The sequence below is a fragment of the Sulfuriferula sp. genome (assembly GCF_054605375.1).
The window spans coordinates 40,485-57,109 of sequence record NZ_JBTSEG010000013.1 but is presented as its reverse complement, the minus strand read 5'-3'; the positions used below and the strand labels follow the sequence as shown (position 1 = coordinate 57,109).

At 54.0% G+C, this 16,625-nt stretch carries 15 protein-coding genes; 1 reads left to right on the top strand and 14 read right to left on the bottom strand.

The features are described 5' to 3' along the window. Positions 1 to 25 precede the first annotated feature (25 nt). From clsB to nudB, 4 genes are all read right to left on the bottom strand, one after another. Positions 26 to 1,183, bottom strand: coding sequence for a cardiolipin synthase ClsB (gene clsB / locus ACYCZJ_RS09185; RefSeq protein ID WP_461553914.1), 1,158 nt, complete (start codon positions 1,181 to 1,183; stop codon positions 26 to 28). Beyond that, positions 1,180 to 1,932, bottom strand: coding sequence for an endonuclease/exonuclease/phosphatase family protein (locus ACYCZJ_RS09180; protein ID WP_461553946.1), 753 nt, complete (start codon positions 1,930 to 1,932; stop codon positions 1,180 to 1,182). Before ACYCZJ_RS09180 ends, clsB begins: the two co-directional genes overlap by 4 nt. A gap of 75 nt (positions 1,933 to 2,007) precedes the next feature. Beyond that, positions 2,008 to 3,798, bottom strand: coding sequence for a GGDEF domain-containing protein (locus ACYCZJ_RS09175; RefSeq protein ID WP_461553913.1), 1,791 nt, complete (start codon positions 3,796 to 3,798; stop codon positions 2,008 to 2,010). A 113-nt stretch (positions 3,799 to 3,911) separates the two neighbouring features. Next, on the bottom strand, positions 3,912 to 4,349 hold the full coding sequence (gene nudB / locus ACYCZJ_RS09170; protein WP_461553912.1) for a dihydroneopterin triphosphate diphosphatase: 438 nt from the start codon (positions 4,347 to 4,349) through the stop codon (positions 3,912 to 3,914). Positions 4,350 to 4,439: 90 nt separating this feature from the next. Between nudB and ACYCZJ_RS09165 the strand changes: the two genes are divergently transcribed. Then, entirely contained in the window at positions 4,440 to 4,967 is a 528-nt protein-coding gene (locus ACYCZJ_RS09165) for a hypothetical protein (protein WP_461553911.1), read from the top strand. A gap of 28 nt (positions 4,968 to 4,995) precedes the next feature. Here ACYCZJ_RS09165 and aspS read toward each other — a convergent pair whose 3' ends face one another. The 10 genes from aspS to ACYCZJ_RS09115 all read right to left on the bottom strand — a co-directional run bounded on the left by aspS (position 4,996) and on the right by ACYCZJ_RS09115 (position 16,591). Then, positions 4,996 to 6,780, bottom strand: a complete 1,785-nt coding sequence (aspS, locus tag ACYCZJ_RS09160) for an aspartate--tRNA ligase (RefSeq protein ID WP_461553910.1) — start codon at positions 6,778 to 6,780, stop codon at positions 4,996 to 4,998. Between the two features lie 39 nt (positions 6,781 to 6,819). Then, positions 6,820 to 7,437, bottom strand: a complete 618-nt coding sequence (locus ACYCZJ_RS09155; protein ID WP_461553909.1) for a DUF502 domain-containing protein — start codon at positions 7,435 to 7,437, stop codon at positions 6,820 to 6,822. Positions 7,438 to 7,474: 37 nt separating this feature from the next. Further along, positions 7,475 to 7,732, bottom strand: coding sequence for an FmdB family zinc ribbon protein (locus ACYCZJ_RS09150; RefSeq protein WP_461553908.1), 258 nt, complete (start codon positions 7,730 to 7,732; stop codon positions 7,475 to 7,477). A gap of 81 nt (positions 7,733 to 7,813) precedes the next feature. Then, positions 7,814 to 9,703, bottom strand: a complete 1,890-nt coding sequence (locus ACYCZJ_RS09145; RefSeq protein ID WP_461553907.1) for an ATP-binding response regulator — start codon at positions 9,701 to 9,703, stop codon at positions 7,814 to 7,816. Then, entirely contained in the window at positions 9,700 to 10,044 is a 345-nt protein-coding gene (locus ACYCZJ_RS09140) for a hypothetical protein (RefSeq protein WP_461553906.1), read from the bottom strand. Before ACYCZJ_RS09140 ends, ACYCZJ_RS09145 begins: the two co-directional genes overlap by 4 nt. A 430-nt stretch (positions 10,045 to 10,474) precedes the next feature. Continuing rightward, on the bottom strand, positions 10,475 to 11,125 hold the full coding sequence (locus ACYCZJ_RS09135) for a response regulator (protein WP_461553905.1): 651 nt from the start codon (positions 11,123 to 11,125) through the stop codon (positions 10,475 to 10,477). 2 nt (positions 11,126 to 11,127) lie between these two features. After that, positions 11,128 to 13,113, bottom strand: a complete 1,986-nt coding sequence (locus ACYCZJ_RS09130; protein WP_461553904.1) for a TonB-dependent receptor plug domain-containing protein — start codon at positions 13,111 to 13,113, stop codon at positions 11,128 to 11,130. Between the two features lie 60 nt (positions 13,114 to 13,173). Continuing rightward, positions 13,174 to 14,742 (bottom strand): AMP-binding protein, encoded by a 1,569-nt coding sequence (locus ACYCZJ_RS09125; protein WP_461553903.1) that lies wholly within the window; start codon positions 14,740 to 14,742, stop codon positions 13,174 to 13,176. Next, a complete protein-coding gene (gene ssb, locus ACYCZJ_RS09120; RefSeq protein WP_461553902.1) occupies positions 14,742 to 15,212 on the bottom strand; it encodes a single-stranded DNA-binding protein in 471 nt (156 codons plus the stop codon). The genes ACYCZJ_RS09125 and ssb overlap by 1 nt, the downstream gene beginning before the upstream one ends. Beyond that, complete coding sequence (locus tag ACYCZJ_RS09115) at positions 15,212 to 16,591, bottom strand: MFS transporter (RefSeq protein WP_461553901.1); 1,380 nt, start codon at positions 16,589 to 16,591, stop codon at positions 15,212 to 15,214. Before ACYCZJ_RS09115 ends, ssb begins: the two co-directional genes overlap by 1 nt. Positions 16,592 to 16,625 lie beyond the last annotated feature (34 nt).

The window sequence follows — 16,625 nt, the reverse complement described above, 5'->3', positions numbered from 1 at the left end:
TCCGGCAGGTCATCAATTAAATTCATCAGTTGAGCTTGCCATAGCCCAACATGCCCATCATGAACCTCACTACGCCGTAAGCCAGCCAGGCGAGACTGCGCTTGTACCAGGGCCGATGCAGCCAACGGTCATGGATCAGGCACTGGCTGCCTGTATCAATGGCGGCTTGCAGACTGGCGTGCAACTGGCCGGCGAATGCATGGTCTTCGAGCACAATATTGGCCTCGCGCGCCAGCAACAGACTGAACGGGTCAATATTACTGGAGCCCACCGTAGCCCAGCGCTGGTCGATTACCGCTACTTTGGCGTGCAAAAAACTCTTGTGGTATTCGCATATGGTTATCCCCGCCATCAGGAATTGCCCGTAAAGCGCGCGCGACGCATAGTGCAGCAGACGGTATTCCACCCTGCCCTGCAGCAACAAGGAAACCTTGACACCACGCTCGGCCGCTTCGATCAAGGCACGCCGGAAACGCATACCCGGCAGAAAATACGCATTGGCAATGATGATTTCACTGCGCGCTGCATTGATGGCATCCAGATAGGCTTCTTCAATATCGCGCCGGTGGCGCAGGTTGTCGCGCACCAGCAAGGTGGCATGCTGTTCGCCCACCGAAGCCGCTTGAACGGACACTGAATGCATCCGCTGCGGCCTGCGACCCTGTGTCCACGTTACCAATTTCCACAAGCGCCGCATCACGGGCGCGATTTGGACCAGGACCGGCCCTTCTACCTGTACCGCATAGTCGTAACGTGGTGGAATCTGGCCGGGAGTATCCATATCGTCAATGATATTAATGCCGCCCACGAACGCGATGCGCGCATCGATCATGCTGAGCTTGCGATGCTGACGGCGCAGGCGGTTGCGACGCAAATGCAACAGGCCGGGCTCAGGACGAAAAATCAGGATTTCAACCCCGTCGCGGCGCATCCCGTTCAATAACTCGGATGACAATGCCTTGCTGCCGAAGCCGTCCAGCATCAAATACACTTTTACACCGCGCAATGCGGCACGCGATAAGGCAGCGGCAATCGTGCGTCCAGTGGCATCATTTGTGAAAATATAGGTTTCCAGATGAACTTCATGTTGCGCAGCATCGATGGCTGTTTGCAACGCAGGAAAAAATTCCACGCCATTCTGCAGCAGCGTAATACGATTACCCGACAGAAGACCTGGCGTCATGTGTGCCTGAGCGTCGCCGTCAGCGCAGCGTGGTCTGAAATACGCCGCCAGTAGGGTCCTTGCATGACGCTCGCGTCGGCCACGTCAAAACCGCGTACGTAAATACGATCGAGGTGAAACATGGGAAATGCCGATGGAAAACTGCGCGCAGGACTGCCATTGGCAAGCTCGAACACCTCTCTCAATCCCAGTTCCTGAGCCAGTTGTTTCCCGGCTCGGATGCGCCAATCGTTAAAATCACCGGCAATAATGAGCGGCGCATCGTCCGGGACTGCGCTACGGATGCGCTCAGCCAGCAAATGCATCTGCACAGTGCGGCCACGCTCGAACAAACCCATGTGTACGCATAGACAATGCAGCGCCTGCTTCATCCCTGGCACCGCCATCTCGGCATGCAACAGACCACGTGATTCGTAGGCGTGGGCAGAAATATCCAGATTTTCCCAACGCAGAATGGGGTAGCGCGACAGGATGGCATTGCCGTGGTGACCGGCATCGTATACGGCGTTCTTGCCATAGGCAAAGTCCGTCCATACGCTGTCAGCAAGAAACTCATATTGAGGTGCTGTGGGCCAGTTGGCGAAACGCGCTGCATGACCAGCGTGGCTACCCTGCACCTCTTGAAGAAACACGACATCAGCGGACAAGGCGCGCAGCCGCTCGCGCAGCTCATGAATGACCATGCGTCGGTTAAAGTGGGAAAACCCTTTATGGATGTTATAGCTGGCGACGCGCAGAACGATGCTCATGGCCATATGATATAGCAACTCCTGCGGCCGCAGCGTCAGCGTGATGCTCCAGGAAGCGGATTAGATCCTGATTCGCTAAGCGGCAGCGCGCGGCTGTACGCGTTCCTGTGCGCTGCTACGTTTATCAATATAGATACTGGAACCCAGCGTACGTTTCGCCATTTTCTTGACTTCTGTTGCAGCGGCGGCGACCTCGTAATGCCCGGCAAAGCGTCCCGGCGTTACTTGCACTATCCCGATAGACAACGCCGGAAAAGGATGAAATTCCATGTTGCCGCGCCGGTCTTCCGCCTCATAACCGCCGTCTGCCAGAATCCGGGATGACAGCATCTGTGCCAGATTGCTATCAAACGCATCCAGCATCCTGCGGCAGCGCTGTTCCCAATCCAGGCTCTGGAACAATATAAAAAAGTCATCGCCACCGATATGCCCGACAAAATCCATGTCCGGATCGCAATGGATTGAGAGCAGGTTGGCAGTCATCTGAATCACTTCGTCACCCTTGCGATACCCATACACATCGTTGAAGGGCTTGAAATGATCCAGATCGGCATAGCACGCACAAAATGTCTGCTGATTTTCCAGCAAACGTTCCGTATGTTCGGTGATCGGCACATTTCCGGGCAGCAGGGTCAAGGGGTTGGCATAGCGCGCCGCCTGGATTTGCAAATCGGTGATTTCCTGCATCAGATCAAAACTTGAGCCTACACCCAGATACTGCCCTTGATCGGTGAAGATATAGCCATCGGCAAAATTGCTTTTTCCCTTGTTGACGACCAACTGACTCAGCTCGGCCACCGGCGTTTTGATATCGACGATCAACGGGTCGCTATCCATGAACATGGCGCATGGCTTACGCCCATACAACTCACGCGTATACACCCTTGAAAATCGATCAATCAGCAGACTACGATTGATCAATCCAACTGGCACACCATCCTTAACCACAGGCAAGGCATGGAGCTTGGGATGCGCTTGCAATACATTGAGCACCTCTTCGCTCATCGCATTGGGCGATACTGAAGGCGCATCCATCAATAACTTTCTGGATAGATGTTTACGTGCATCGATCTTCTGCGTATGCGGATAAACACAAATTTGCGCGCTGGCCATACACTCCAGCACTTCCGGACCAAGTGAATGGGCCGGGCGATCAAGCGGGTGGCCAATAAAATAACCTTGCCCGAAACAGATGCCCATGTCCTTGATGATCTGAAATTCCGCCCGGTTTTCAATCCCTTCCGCAATCAGACGGGCACCGCCGTTCTCGGCGATCTGCTGGATGGAACGGATAAATTGCAGCTTGGTTGGATCCTGATGAATTCCATGGACGAAATGCTTGTCTATCTTGACATAATCCGGCTGCAATTCTGACCACAGTCTGAGACTTGAAAAACCTTCACCCAAATCATCCAGCGCAATCTGGAATCCTTGTGCACGCAATGCCATGACGGCTTCTATAACTGGCGCCAACGCCATCTTGGGCGAACTTTCGGTAATCTCGAAAACAATACGGTCGCGCGGAAAATCTTCTCTATTCAGGAGCGCCTGAACTTTATCAGTTGCCAAACAACCTTCCAGCAAACCCAGCGGACTGATATTCAAGAACAGGCGCCCCGGGAGCGCACGCTTGATAAACTTATCCAGTACAGTAACTACGCACAATGACTCGATGCGGCCGGATAAACCGAATTGTTCGGCTGTACTCAGCAATTTGATGGGGGCATGTAGCGGGCTATCGGAAGGGCCGCGTATGAGTCCCTCATATCCAATTAACTGCCCCGCCTTTAAATCCATAATGGGCTGAAAAACAGCCTGGAGCGTCTCTTTTTTCAGGATATCCAGCAACAGGTCATGCAGTCTCATGGACACCTACCTATTATTTACAAAATAACCTGAGCATCCTATAGAGGAAATATGTCAGTTCCGTGACAAAGCCAGCCACCTGAAATTTAAACCGGAACCTTGTATCAACTGGTTTACCGGATCAATCGTCTGATTGCCTCGGCATTGCTGGGTGAAAAACATTTTTCTGCTGCGGCCTCCACGCTTAACCATGTATAGCCCAGGTGCTCGCGCGGTGACACTATGATGGGTAATATTTTGGGCAACATCAAGCCAAATACATGCTCGGTATTTTCCGTGATGCCCGGCGCGTAGCGATGACGCCACTGCGGGTAAATGGAAAAAGTGTTTTGATAACCCCAGTCGCTCAGCTGGAAACATTGCGTCTCCAGTCCTGTTTCTTCCGCTACTTCTCGTACCGCTGTTTGCAGCAGGGTTTCCTCACCATCCCGGCTTCCCGTTACGGATTGCCACAAACCCGGCTGGTCCGCACGCTCCAGCAGCAGTACTTGCAGGTCCAGCGTATAAATAACGACCAGCACGGAAACCGGCTGTTTATAGGATCGCCCCATGTACTTTCTCAAGATCAGCCAGTAATTACCGTTATTACGGTAAATATTGGTATAAAGTTACCAGAATAAAACAAAAAATGGAGACCGAAGATGGATACGACACCCTGCTATATCCGCACCCCGCTTGGCCGGGACGAACTGCAACAGCCCAAACTCGGCCTCAGGCCACGTTGCCGGCAATTACTGTTCGTACTGGATGGTACATTATCGGTAGCGCAAGTGGCTAAATCCATGCCAGGCATTAGCGACCTGGAAGGCACACTGCAAGACATGCTGAAGCTGGGATTGATTTGCGCCAGTAGCGAGGCGTCCGCACAGGCAAGTCTCAGCGCCGATTTCAAAGAAAGCAGTCACGATGATCTGGCTGACAAGCTGGATCATGCCATGCACCGCAGCACGAACAGCGGCAACCGCTTTGAAGATGCCAAGCGCCACGCGGTGGACATGATGACGGCGTTGTTTGGCGCCAAATCCTCACACATCGACAAACTCGCACAGGCCAGCACACAAGGCGAATTGCTGGCGGAAGTGGCCAAGTGCAAAAAAATACTCGGCGCCGTCGCCAGTTCATCAAAGGCCCAGCACTTCGAGCAATCGGTACTTGCCGCGCTGAAATAATCGCCTTGCTCCGGCGACGGCTAAAGTTTTATGCTTTTGCCGCCTCGACATTGCGCAAACGCACGTGCAATTCACGCAACTGACGCTCATCGACCGCATTCGGCGCCTGTGTCATCAAATCATTGGCGCGCTGGGTTTTCGGGAAGGCGATTACATCGCGGATGGACTCCGCTCCGGCCATCAACGCCACCAGCCGATCCAGGCCAAATGCCAGGCCGCCGTGTGGTGGAGCACCGAATTGCAGGGCATCCAGCAGGAAACCAAATTTCTCGCGTGCCTCCTCCTGGCTGATACCCAGTGCACGGAACACGATTTCCTGAACCGCTTCCTGATGGATACGCACCGATCCGCCGCCCACTTCCCAACCATTCAGCACCATGTCATAGGCGCGTGACAATGCGGCACCCGGATCGCTTTCCAGCAATCCTTCGTGGCCTGGCTTGGGTGCGGTAAACGGGTGGTGCAATGCATCCCAGCGCTGCTCGCCTTCGTTGTATTCAAACATCGGGAAATCCACTACCCACAGCGGCTTCCATTCATTTACGGCATGGCCTTTTTCGTGGCCGACCTTGCTGCGCAGCGCACCCAGCGCGTCATTGACGACGCCGGCTTTGTCCGCGCCGAAGAAAATCAGATCGCCATTACCTGCAGCGGTGCGCGTGATGATCTCGGCCAACGCGGTTTCCGGCAGGAATTTGACGATGGGCGATTGCAAACCGGTCTCATTGAGCCGGGTCACATCGTTGACCTTGATGTAAGCCAGGCCTTTGGCGCCGTAGATTTTGACAAAATCAGTGTAGTCGTCGATCTCCTTGCGCGACAACTCTGCACCGCCAGGTACTTTCATTGCAGCCACCCGGCCACCCGGCATGTCTGCTGCACCGCGAAACACCTTGAAGTCCACGGTTTTCATCAGGTCGGTCAATTCGACCAATTCCAGCGCCACACGCATGTCGGGCTTGTCGGAACCATAACGATTCATTGCCTCGCTGTATGCCATACGCGGAAACGGGTTGGGTAAATCCACGTCCATGACCTTTTTGAACATCTCGCGGATCATGGCTTCCACCAGATTCATGATCTCCTCTTCGGACATGAACGAGGTTTCAATATCCACCTGGGTAAATTCGGGCTGGCGATCCGCGCGCAAATCCTCGTCGCGGAAACATTTGGTGATCTGGAAATAGCGATCAAAACCGGACACCATCAGCAATTGCTTGAACAGCTGTGGCGATTGCGGCAGCGCGTAGAACATGCCTGCATGCACACGCGACGGCACCAGGTAGTCGCGAGCGCCCTCCGGCGTTGAACGCGTCAGCATCGGCGTTTCGATTTCCATGAAACCATTGACGTCGAGATAATCCCGCAAAGTTTTGGCCACGCGATAACGCAATCGCATATTGTTCTGCATCGCCGGACGGCGCAGGTCAAGATAGCGATGGGTGAGGCGCACGTTCTCGGACAGGTTTTCGTCATCCAGCTGGAATGGCGGCGTGGCGGACGCATTGAGCACTTCCATCTCCAGCGCCAGCACCTCGATCTCTCCGGTCGGAAGATTGGTGTTAATCGTACCTTCCGGACGGGAGCGTACACGGCCGGTAATTTTCAACACGTATTCGCTGCGTACATCCTCGGCGATTTTGAAAGTATCAGCGCGATCGGGATCGCAGACCACCTGCACCATCCCTTCGCGGTCGCGCAGATCAATGAAAATCACTCCGCCGTGGTCGCGGCGGCGATGAGCCCAGCCACACAGTGTGATGGTTTGGTCCAGATGGGTGCGGTTTACAGAGCCGCAGTAATGGGTGCGCATGATAATTTTGAATTTGTATTGTTGAAGAATTGGAACTGCTTAATGGCTGGAATGATTGACCAATACCTGAGTGTCAGGCGACGACACAACGCCCATGGAAACGATATATTTGAGGGCCACATCCACACTCATATTTAGCTCTATGGTGTCTGTTTTTTTCACGAAAAAATAAAACCCGTTCACCGGACTGGGTGTCGTAGGAATAAAGACCCCCACGTATTCCGCATCCAGATTACCAGCCACACCACCCGGAATATTGGTCTGGAATGCCAGAGACCACGCATCCGGATGCGGGTAGCGGACCAGTAACACTTTACGAAACGCCTCGCCCGAACCCGAAAACAAGGTGTCCGATACCTGCTTTACGCTGTAATAAATGGATTTTACTACTGGAATTCTTCCCAGCAAGCTTTCCCAAAACAACAGCAAACGCTGGCCAATGATATTGGCCGTCACCAAACCGGTAAGCAAAATCACCGCCAAAGTCAGCACCACACCCAACCCCGGCAGATGCATTCCTAACCAGGCCTCTGGCCGCCACGCCTGCGGCAGCAGCAGCAGGGATTGATCCATGCTGCCAATGATGAGATTAAGCACCCACAGTGTAATCCCCAGTGGCACCCAGATCAGCAGCCCGGTGATAAAGTAACGCTTCATATCGAGCTATCCCCTGGCAGCTTGCTGTAGCGTCCGTTTACGGACACGCTGGACAGGTGCCGGTCCCACAAGCCGGTGCAGACGCTGCGGCCTCTTCTTTCTTGGGGGCTGCTCCACCTTTGAAATCAGTCGCGTAATAACCATTGCCTTTAAGCTGGAAGCCGGCCGCGGTAAGCTGTTTACTGAAGCTGTCCTTGCCGCATTGCGGGCACACGGTCAGTGCGGCCGCTGACATTTTTTGCATGATGTCTTCGGCGTGGCCACAAGCAGCGCATTTATAAGCGTAGATAGGCATAGCAGACTCCTGAAAAAACGGTTAACAATTCAACCCGTTATTGTACATTAAGAATGTCTGATATATGGATTTTTCAGGACATTACAAGTGGGGCAGCATTTTCGACAGCAATACCCGCAATTTGGCCGGCCGCACCGGCTTGTACAGTAGCGCATGACCACTCACCTTGATCGCACGTACCGATTCCGGAGCGGTATCTCCGGTAATCAGGACTGCCGGTATTTGCGTGCCAAAACTGGCGCGAAACCTGACGATCACATCCAGTCCGATCTCGCCGTCGCGTAAACGGTAATCGCATAACAATACGTCCGGCACCTGATCCAGCTGCGCAAGCGCATCACTGCCCGTCGTCGCGGAAATCACGCGCAATCCCCAGCCGGTCAGCAGGCTGCGCATGGCGGCAAGGATTTCTTCGTCATCATCAATGACGACAGCCAGCCCCTGCATTTGTCCGGACAAGGTACGCCGCCCCGGGTCACGCAAGTCCTCTATTTCTGTACCCGGCAAGGATTGCGCCACGCTGACAGTAAACACCGAGCCCAGTTGCGGACGCGAGCGCAGGCTCAGTGGGCAATTCAACAATCGCGTCACGCGCTCGACAATGGCCAATCCCAGTCCGAGTCCATTTCCGCGCGCTCGCTCGGGGTTGTGCAGCTGGACGAATTCTTCAAAAATATCTCGCTGACAGTCTTCCGGAATGCCTCTGCCACTATCCCAAACTTCGATCAGCACTCGTGAATCCCGGCGGCGGCAACCTACGACAACGCCACCTGAATCCGTGTAGCGCAGCGCATTCGATACCAGATTGAATAATACGCGTTGCAGCAACAGGGGATCGGTCAGCAACAATGCCCGGCTAGGCACGACCAATAGCTTCAGCCCTTTTGTTTCGGCCTGCTGGGTAAATTCGGTGCGTATCCGATCAAGTACCCGGTTAACCGGAAACACACGTTCGTGCACTTCCAGAACACCCGCATCAAGTCGGGAAATATCCAGCAAGGAATTGAACAAACCTTCCATTGCAGCCACCGAAGCTTCGATATTGGCCAATATCCGCAATTGTTCCGGTTCATGCAGCGTCTCCTTCAGCGCAGCCAGAAACAAGCCCAGCGCATGGATAGGTTGACGCAAATCATGGCTGGCCGCAGCCAGAAACTTTGACTTGGCGATATTGGCATGCTCAGCGGCGTCTTTTTGTTCAGCCAGCGCGGCTGTCGCTTCCTGAATTCGTAGCTGCAGGCCACGTCGCGAATTGCTGATATCTTCTGTCATCTGATTGATGCCAACCTGCAGCGCGCCCAATTCACCGCCGGCATCGTGCTCCACTCGCGCATGCAGACTGCCGGCACCAATGGCATGCACCACAGCCAGCATTTCACGAATCGGTTTGGTTACATTTCTCGACAGACGCAATGCCAGCGCCATACCCAATACCATCACCAACAGGCAAATGCCTGCGCTGGTAAGCAACATGGTGCGATTGATGGCTGCCAGATGCGCCAATGACATGCCCACCCGCACCCAGCCCACACGTTGTCCGGCCTTATCGGTGACATGGCTGCGCAAGGTAAAAAGATCTGTCGCATGCAGAGGTGCCAGATTAATCGGCGCAGTAAAAATCAGCCGGCCACCGGCCTCCATTTGCGCTGTCGTGCCTTCAAGCGCCGTTGGTAACTCGCCAACGGCAGCAAGCAATTTGAATTGTTCATCGTAGATAGCTGCAAAACCAACGCCGGCCTCGGCATGCTGCGCACTCAGCAGGTTTTTCAAAAATTCCTGATTATGTGTAACCACACCATACTCTGCCGCTGCAGCCAAATACCGGGCTTGCGCTATGCCGCGCTCGCGTAACGCCTGCTCGGCATCATGGATGCGGCTGTAACTGAAATACACCCCGAGAATCAGCGCAATGATCAATGCCGGCAGCATTCCCAATAACATGGCGTGCTGTCGCAAACCCCATCGATTCAAAGCGGTGACTCCATGCGCAATGCTGAAAGCAGTTGCGCACCAGACGGAATATTGGGAGACAGCACACGCACCACATTGCGGTTAACCCGCACATTAAAATAACGTGGCGCTTGTGGTGGCAACACGAATGGCCGACGCCTGATTATTCCAGCAATCGGCCGACCAATCTGAGCCGCTGTGGAATACACTGCGAACTCTAGATACGGCGTGTTTCGTTCGGACAATACCAGTATCACCTGACATGCACTGGCTTCGGTCACCATGCCAATACACAGCAACAATGCCGCCAGCCATAGCTCGGCACTACCAAAATCCGGTCTTCGATAGCTCAGCTTGCCCATCTCTGCTGACTTGTCCCCTAAATCTTGTTGCTTAGCGTGCAGGATGGATTGTCATCCGTGATCTGACCAGCGTGATGCCTTTTGATGGCCTAGACCATCAGGATTAATTCATTTGGTAGCGTAATTCATTGTTTTATCTAAAACTAGGCCGAATGACAGGTTCCGATTTTCTGCCCAACTGGGATAATTGCTTCACTGGCTTACGCATAAACCAAGTGCAACAAAACCGATTTATTTGAGCTGGCAATAACGAAAACCAACCAACCCAATTTCAAATATCGCGCAAGCTGTGCGACACAGTCTGCCGCTTAACCCCCATTTTCTATCTGTATAGAAGCGGGGGTTCTTTTTTGCCCACTGCCATTCCTCCGTAAAAAGGTACGGAAGTCTCGCCATGACAAATTGCACATGAATTACTGTCCGCAGAGGCTTATAGCAATTTGCGCCGTTGTGCTTCCATCACCGCCTCGGTACGATTGTTCACTTCGAGGGCACGGAAAATCCCGGCCAGATGGACTTTGATCGTCCCTTCACCCAGCCCCAACTCTCGGGCGATCAGTTTATTGGGCTTGCCGGCAGCAAGAAGCTTGAGCACATCCATTTGCCGTTCAGTCAAACAACAGGGCATCTGAGCACGCGAAGCCAGCCGAGAGGCAATGGCCGCTTCCACCGGGTTCAATTCTTGATCCATTACCAGTGGAGGCAGATAGATGCCTCCCGACAATACGAGTCGAATTGCCGAGAGCATGACCTGACTGGAGGAAGATTTGGGGATATAGCCCAGCGCTCCGACATCCAGCACCGCCTGCACATTGGGGCGAGATTCGGAACCCGACAACACCACCACCGGCACTTCAGGATGAGCCGCCTGAAAATGCACGACGCACTCGACGCCAGTCACGCCCGGCATGTGCAGATCGAGCAATGCGAGATCGACATCTTCATGCAGATCGGCATGAATGATGGCCTCCTGACAGGTAGCCGCTTCCAGCACTTCAATATCGCCCCCGCCCAACTGCTGCAACAGATGCCGAGCACCTTCGCGAAACAGTGCATGATCATCGGCCAGAATAATTTTCATCTTTACCAGCCCAGTGTCAGTGTCACAAAAGCACGCCGCTCAAAATGCGTTTCCGGCCGGAATTCACTATAAGGCCCATTCAGGCTTTGCCCGACCAGCGCCAACTCGGTCTCGTGCGCACCATCACGCCAGCGCCTGGCAATGCGTGCATCGATCCGTTCATAACGGTGCACCGGGTCACCCTCACCCAGCCAGGTCATGGCAGCTTCCTGATAATAGCCCATACTGGCCTGATATCCACCCTGGAATTCCTGGCTGACCAGCAGGCTGGTCTGATGGCGTGGTACCGAATAGCGTGTATCTTGATCGGAAGAACGCGCTTTTGTCCAAGCCTGGTTGAGCACGATCAGGCTGCCTGCCAGCGGGCGCCAGCGCAACTGGAATTCCGCCCCGGTGAGCGTGGCGTCATACAGGTTGCGAGTCGTTGTGTAACCATTGTAGGGGTCAAGAATCTCGGTACCCGGCGCATAGTATTGCTTGATCTGGCCTATCAATTTGCTATAAGTGTCGTGAAACACTCGCGCATCTACGGTCAGTCTCACTTTGCGGAAATCACCGACGTAACCGATTTCACGCGACACCACCTGCTCGGAGCTCAGCCCACCATTGTTCAGCGCAACTTGATTGAGCAAAAGCCCATTGTAGGTGTAACGAAAATTCGCCCTCTCCTCCACCGGGGTGGGTGAACGATAACCCTTGCTGATACTGGCACGGAGGGCATGATCCTGGTTGATCAGATAGTTCACGGCCAGACGTGGTGAGAATGTAGCACCTCCATAATACTGCTTCTCCAGCATCGCGCCGGACTGTACCAGCCAATGCGAAGTAGCACGCCACTCGCCATTGAGAAACAGCCGGTATAGATTACCCCCCAAGACTTGATTTGAACCCAGATAGCTGGCTGAAGTAACCTGATCACGCCGCACCTCCGCGCCCCACACCAGGCGTACATCCTGGCGTGGATTGGTAATCATCTGAAACTCAAGGCTGTCACGATAAGCTTCGTAGTTAAGATTGACCGGATAGTTAAGTGTAGGCGGCAAAGGGGGCGGCAATAATTGGAGTGCTGGTGGCCCCAGAAATACACTCCATTCTTCCCGCACACGATTGTGGGAGTGATTGAATTGCAGCGACCATTCGCTATCGGTATCAGGCGCCCGGCGGAATTTTATTTGCGCGAAATCACTCACGGAATACTGATTATGCGCAGGATAGGAAAAATCGTTGGGAAAACCTTTCTGCCAGTTTCCTTCGCTATAACCCGCTTCCGCCGTCAGTTCATCCGTGGTATTCAAATGATAATCCGCACGCAGGTTGACCAGCCGGTCACGCGACAAATCGGGCAACATTGAATAACGCTGATCCTGTTTCTGCGCCACGGTAATGCGGTAATCCAGCGCATCGTGTTGGCCGCCATAACGATACATGCCATCACGCACACTATTGTCACCCACCGTTAGAGAGGCGGTGCTACCCTGGGTTTGCGAGGGATGCTTGGTAATGATATTGATCACCGCCAAAAAAGCATTCGGCCCGTAAGTTGCCGCATTGGGGCCGCGGACCACCTCGATACGCTCAATATCCTCGATCGCCAGCGGCAGATCACGCCAGTTGACCTGGCCAAAACCGACGTTGTAGATAGAGCGACCATCCACCAGCACCTGCATGCGTCGCGAATAGGCGTCGCTCATGCCATGGTAGGTCACCACAGGAATATTGCCGGCGTAATTGGATACGCTAAACCCCGGCACCAGGCGCAGCAAATCTGGAATCTCGCGAAAACCCGAGGCACGGATCATTTCCTGATCAATTACCGTCACCGCAGCAGGGGCCTCCTGTTGCGGCTGCAATAGCCGGGACGCGGACAACACTACCGGCAAGTCGGCAAGATAATCGGTCTCGGTAGGTAATCTTCCTGTATCTGCCCACAAAGGCCCGCTCCCGAGCAGTGCAAGTCCTGTAATCAGACGCAGCATTGCTGATTGCATGTTTCTCCCTCTTTCCTTCTTATTTTTTATTTGCAACCTGCGGGTAACCGGCTATCGGTTTTATGTACTTCTAGCCATCTCCTGCAGCGATACATAGTCCACTTTACCCGTACCCAATGCGGGCAAGCTCTCAATGTATTCAAAGCGACGCGGCACGGAGATTTCCGGCATCCCCATCAATCTGGCCGCTTCCAGCAAGCGCTCGCGCGACAAACCAGGCGCTGTAGTAAACAACACAATTGCCTCACCACGCTGCTCGTCCAATACCGTTGCCGCTCCATGCTGAAAATCCGGCGCCGCTTTAATTGCTATCGCCTCTACCATTTCCAGCGAGATCATCTCTCCCGCCACTTTGGCAAAGCGCTTGACGCGTCCGATAATATGGACGAAACCATCATGGTCAATGTCTACGACATCGCCTGTATTGTACCAGCCCGATCCGACTTCCGAGACTGGCGCCTCCAGCACACCGGGGTGCTCGACACGATAATAACCCAGCATCAGATTCGGTCCCCGCACATGCAGCACACCGCCGCGACGAATCCCCGGAACAGGTACCACCCGCGCCTCCACACCGGGCAATAAATGCCCCACGCTGCCATGACGTATATCCGTCAGCGGATTTACCGCCAGCACCGGCGCGGTTTCAGTCGCTCCGTAGCCTTCCAAAAGCTCGATACCAAATTTGTTACGCCATATCTCGCGTACCGATTCCGCCAGTTTTTCAGCCCCGGCCACCACAATACGCAGGCTGTGGAAATCTTCCACTGAGGCATACTTTGCGTAATTTCCAAAAAATGTACTGGTGCCAAACAGTACCGTGCATCCACGTTCGCGAATCATTTCGGGTATCTGTTTGTAATGCAGCGGCGTGGTATAGAGCATGTTGGACACGCCGGTAAGCAAGGGCAGCAATACGCCCGCCGTCAAACCGAAAGAATGAAAGATGGGCAGCGCATTGAAGAATTTTTCATCCGCAGAAAAATCGATCGCGGCGCAAATCTGATCCACATTGGCAAGCAGCGCATGGTTGGATAGCACCACGCCTTTCGGCCTGCCTTCCGACCCTGAGGTAAATAACACAACCGCCTGACTATCTGCGTTGCCAGGGCTGGTGGCGCGTGCCGGGAACCGCATCGCATAGCCAATCAGCCAGGCTTTATCCAGCCAGCCGAATTTGGCACGCATGTCTTCCAGATAAACCAAACGCACCTGTTCGCCTAGCATTACAGCTTGTTGTTCGAGTTCAGCGGTCTTGAGAAATTGCCGTGAAGTGATCACGGTTTTAACTTGTGCAGCAGCACAGGCATCAAGCAGATTTTGCACGCCTGCCGTGTAGTTGAGCATGGCCGGAACGCGCCGGTAGGCATTCATGCCCAGCATCAGCCCCACTGTGCTGGCAAGATTGGGCATCAATACGCCAACATGCTCATCCGGCGCGGTGATTTTACTTACCAGCCGTCCCAGCGCCAGCGTAATTTTGAGCAATTCTCCGTAGCTATAGCGTGGCTGACGAATGTCCTCCAGTGCCTGACGCTCTCGGCCAAATCGCGTCAGCGTATCGAGAAAACGGGTATAGAGACTTTCTGTTATGCCCGGCTCAACAAATTTAACCTGGGCAGCTCCCATCAAAACGGAATATCGTCTTCCATGTCGTCAAAGCTCGAACCGCTGGATTTATTTGCCGGACTATTTGATGCGGCGGCCGGGCGGGCAGCTGCCGGACGACGGCTCTCCCCACTATCGTTATCCATACTGGCTGAGCCGCCACGACTGCCCAGCATCTGCATTTTGTCGGCAACAATTTCGGTGGTGTAACGTTCCTGGCCTTCCTTGTCGGTCCATTTGCGCGTCTGGATGCGGCCTTCCACATACACCTGGCTGCCTTTTTTCAGATACTGACCGACCACTTCAGCCGTTTTCCCGAAAAATGAGACGCGATGCCATTCGGTTTTTTCCTGTTTCTCACCGTTTTTATCTTTCCAGTTTTCAGTCGTTGCCAAAGTCACATTGGCGATCGCATCACCGCTGGGTGCATAGCGCACCTCCGGGTCCTTGCCCAGATTTCCCACCAGAATTACTTTATTAACCGATGCCATTATATTGCCTCCCCTATCAAATTAAGCGCGCCCTGCTCATCCCAGCCATGCAATGCAACTTTCAGTATGGCCACACCCTCTTCAGCAATCACAGCAGCTTCGACCACGCCGGATAACGCGCCGAGGTGACGGGTAAGCTGCCCGGCCCGGTTGGTATCCATGGGTCCGACGTGAAACATGCGGGTTTTCACTGCAGGTGGAGTACGCATCCCTGCTGCAGTCACCAGCCAAATCAGCATCAGACCGGAACTGAACATGAACACCGCAGAAAACCCATAGTGCTGCGACAGCCAGCCGCCCGCAGCACCACCAAAAAACAGCCCCAGAGACTGCGAAGTATTATACACCCCCATCGCCGTGCCCTTTGCCGTAGTGGGGGCAAGCTTGGAGATCAGCGAAGGCAGCGTGGCTTCAAGTATATTGAATGCCACAAAATACAGTGTAAGCGCAGCCACTATGCCCCAGAAATGATGCATGCTGGCGGACATGCCCAGTTGGGCAGCCAGCATGGTCGCTATGGCAGCCACGAATACCTGCTTCAGCTTACCGCGCGTCTCGCCATAAATAATGGCCGGCACCATCAGGACAAATGCCACGACCACCACCGGCAGATAGATTTCCCATTGGTGGTTGATATCCAGATTACTGGTATTGCGCAGGGCAAAAGGCAGCACGACAAACATCGCCATTTGCGCAGCATGCAATGAAAAAATGCCGAAATTGAGCCGCAGCAGCTGGACATCCTTGAGCACCCCGCCGAGCCTTGCAGTGTTGGCTTGGGCATCCGCATGGAAGCGACTGACCAGTGGATCTGGAACACCCCACTTGACCACCGCCAGCGCGGCGATCGCTAATATGCCGGTCATCGCAAATATTCCCGGCATCCCGATAAACTGATACAAGGCAGGTCCCAGTACCAGCGACACCGCAAAGGTTACGCCTATGGTTCCGCCAATCATGGCCATCGCCTTGGTGCGATGCTCCTCACGCGTCAAGTCGGCCAACAAAGCGGTGACGGCCGCCGAAATTGCCCCGGCGCCCTGAATTACCCGGCCCAGAATAATGCCTTCGATCGTGGTTGCATAGGCAGCCACAAAACTGCCCACGGCAAATAAAACAAGACCGAAGTAAATCATGCGCTTGCGCCCGAATTTATCCGACGCAATACCGAATGGCAATTGCAGTGCCGCCTGGGTCAGCCCGTAGGCACCCAGCGCCAAACCGATCATGGTGTGATTCGCCCCGCCGGGAAGATGTTCGGCGTAAAGTGCGAATACTGGCAAAATCAGGAACATTCCTAACATACGCAAGCCAAATATGCTGGCAAGGCCAATACTGGCGCGTAACTCGGTGGGGGTCATTTTTTCGGATGGCTGCATGGATTTGGGCACGCTCTCAAAAGTCGGTATATTA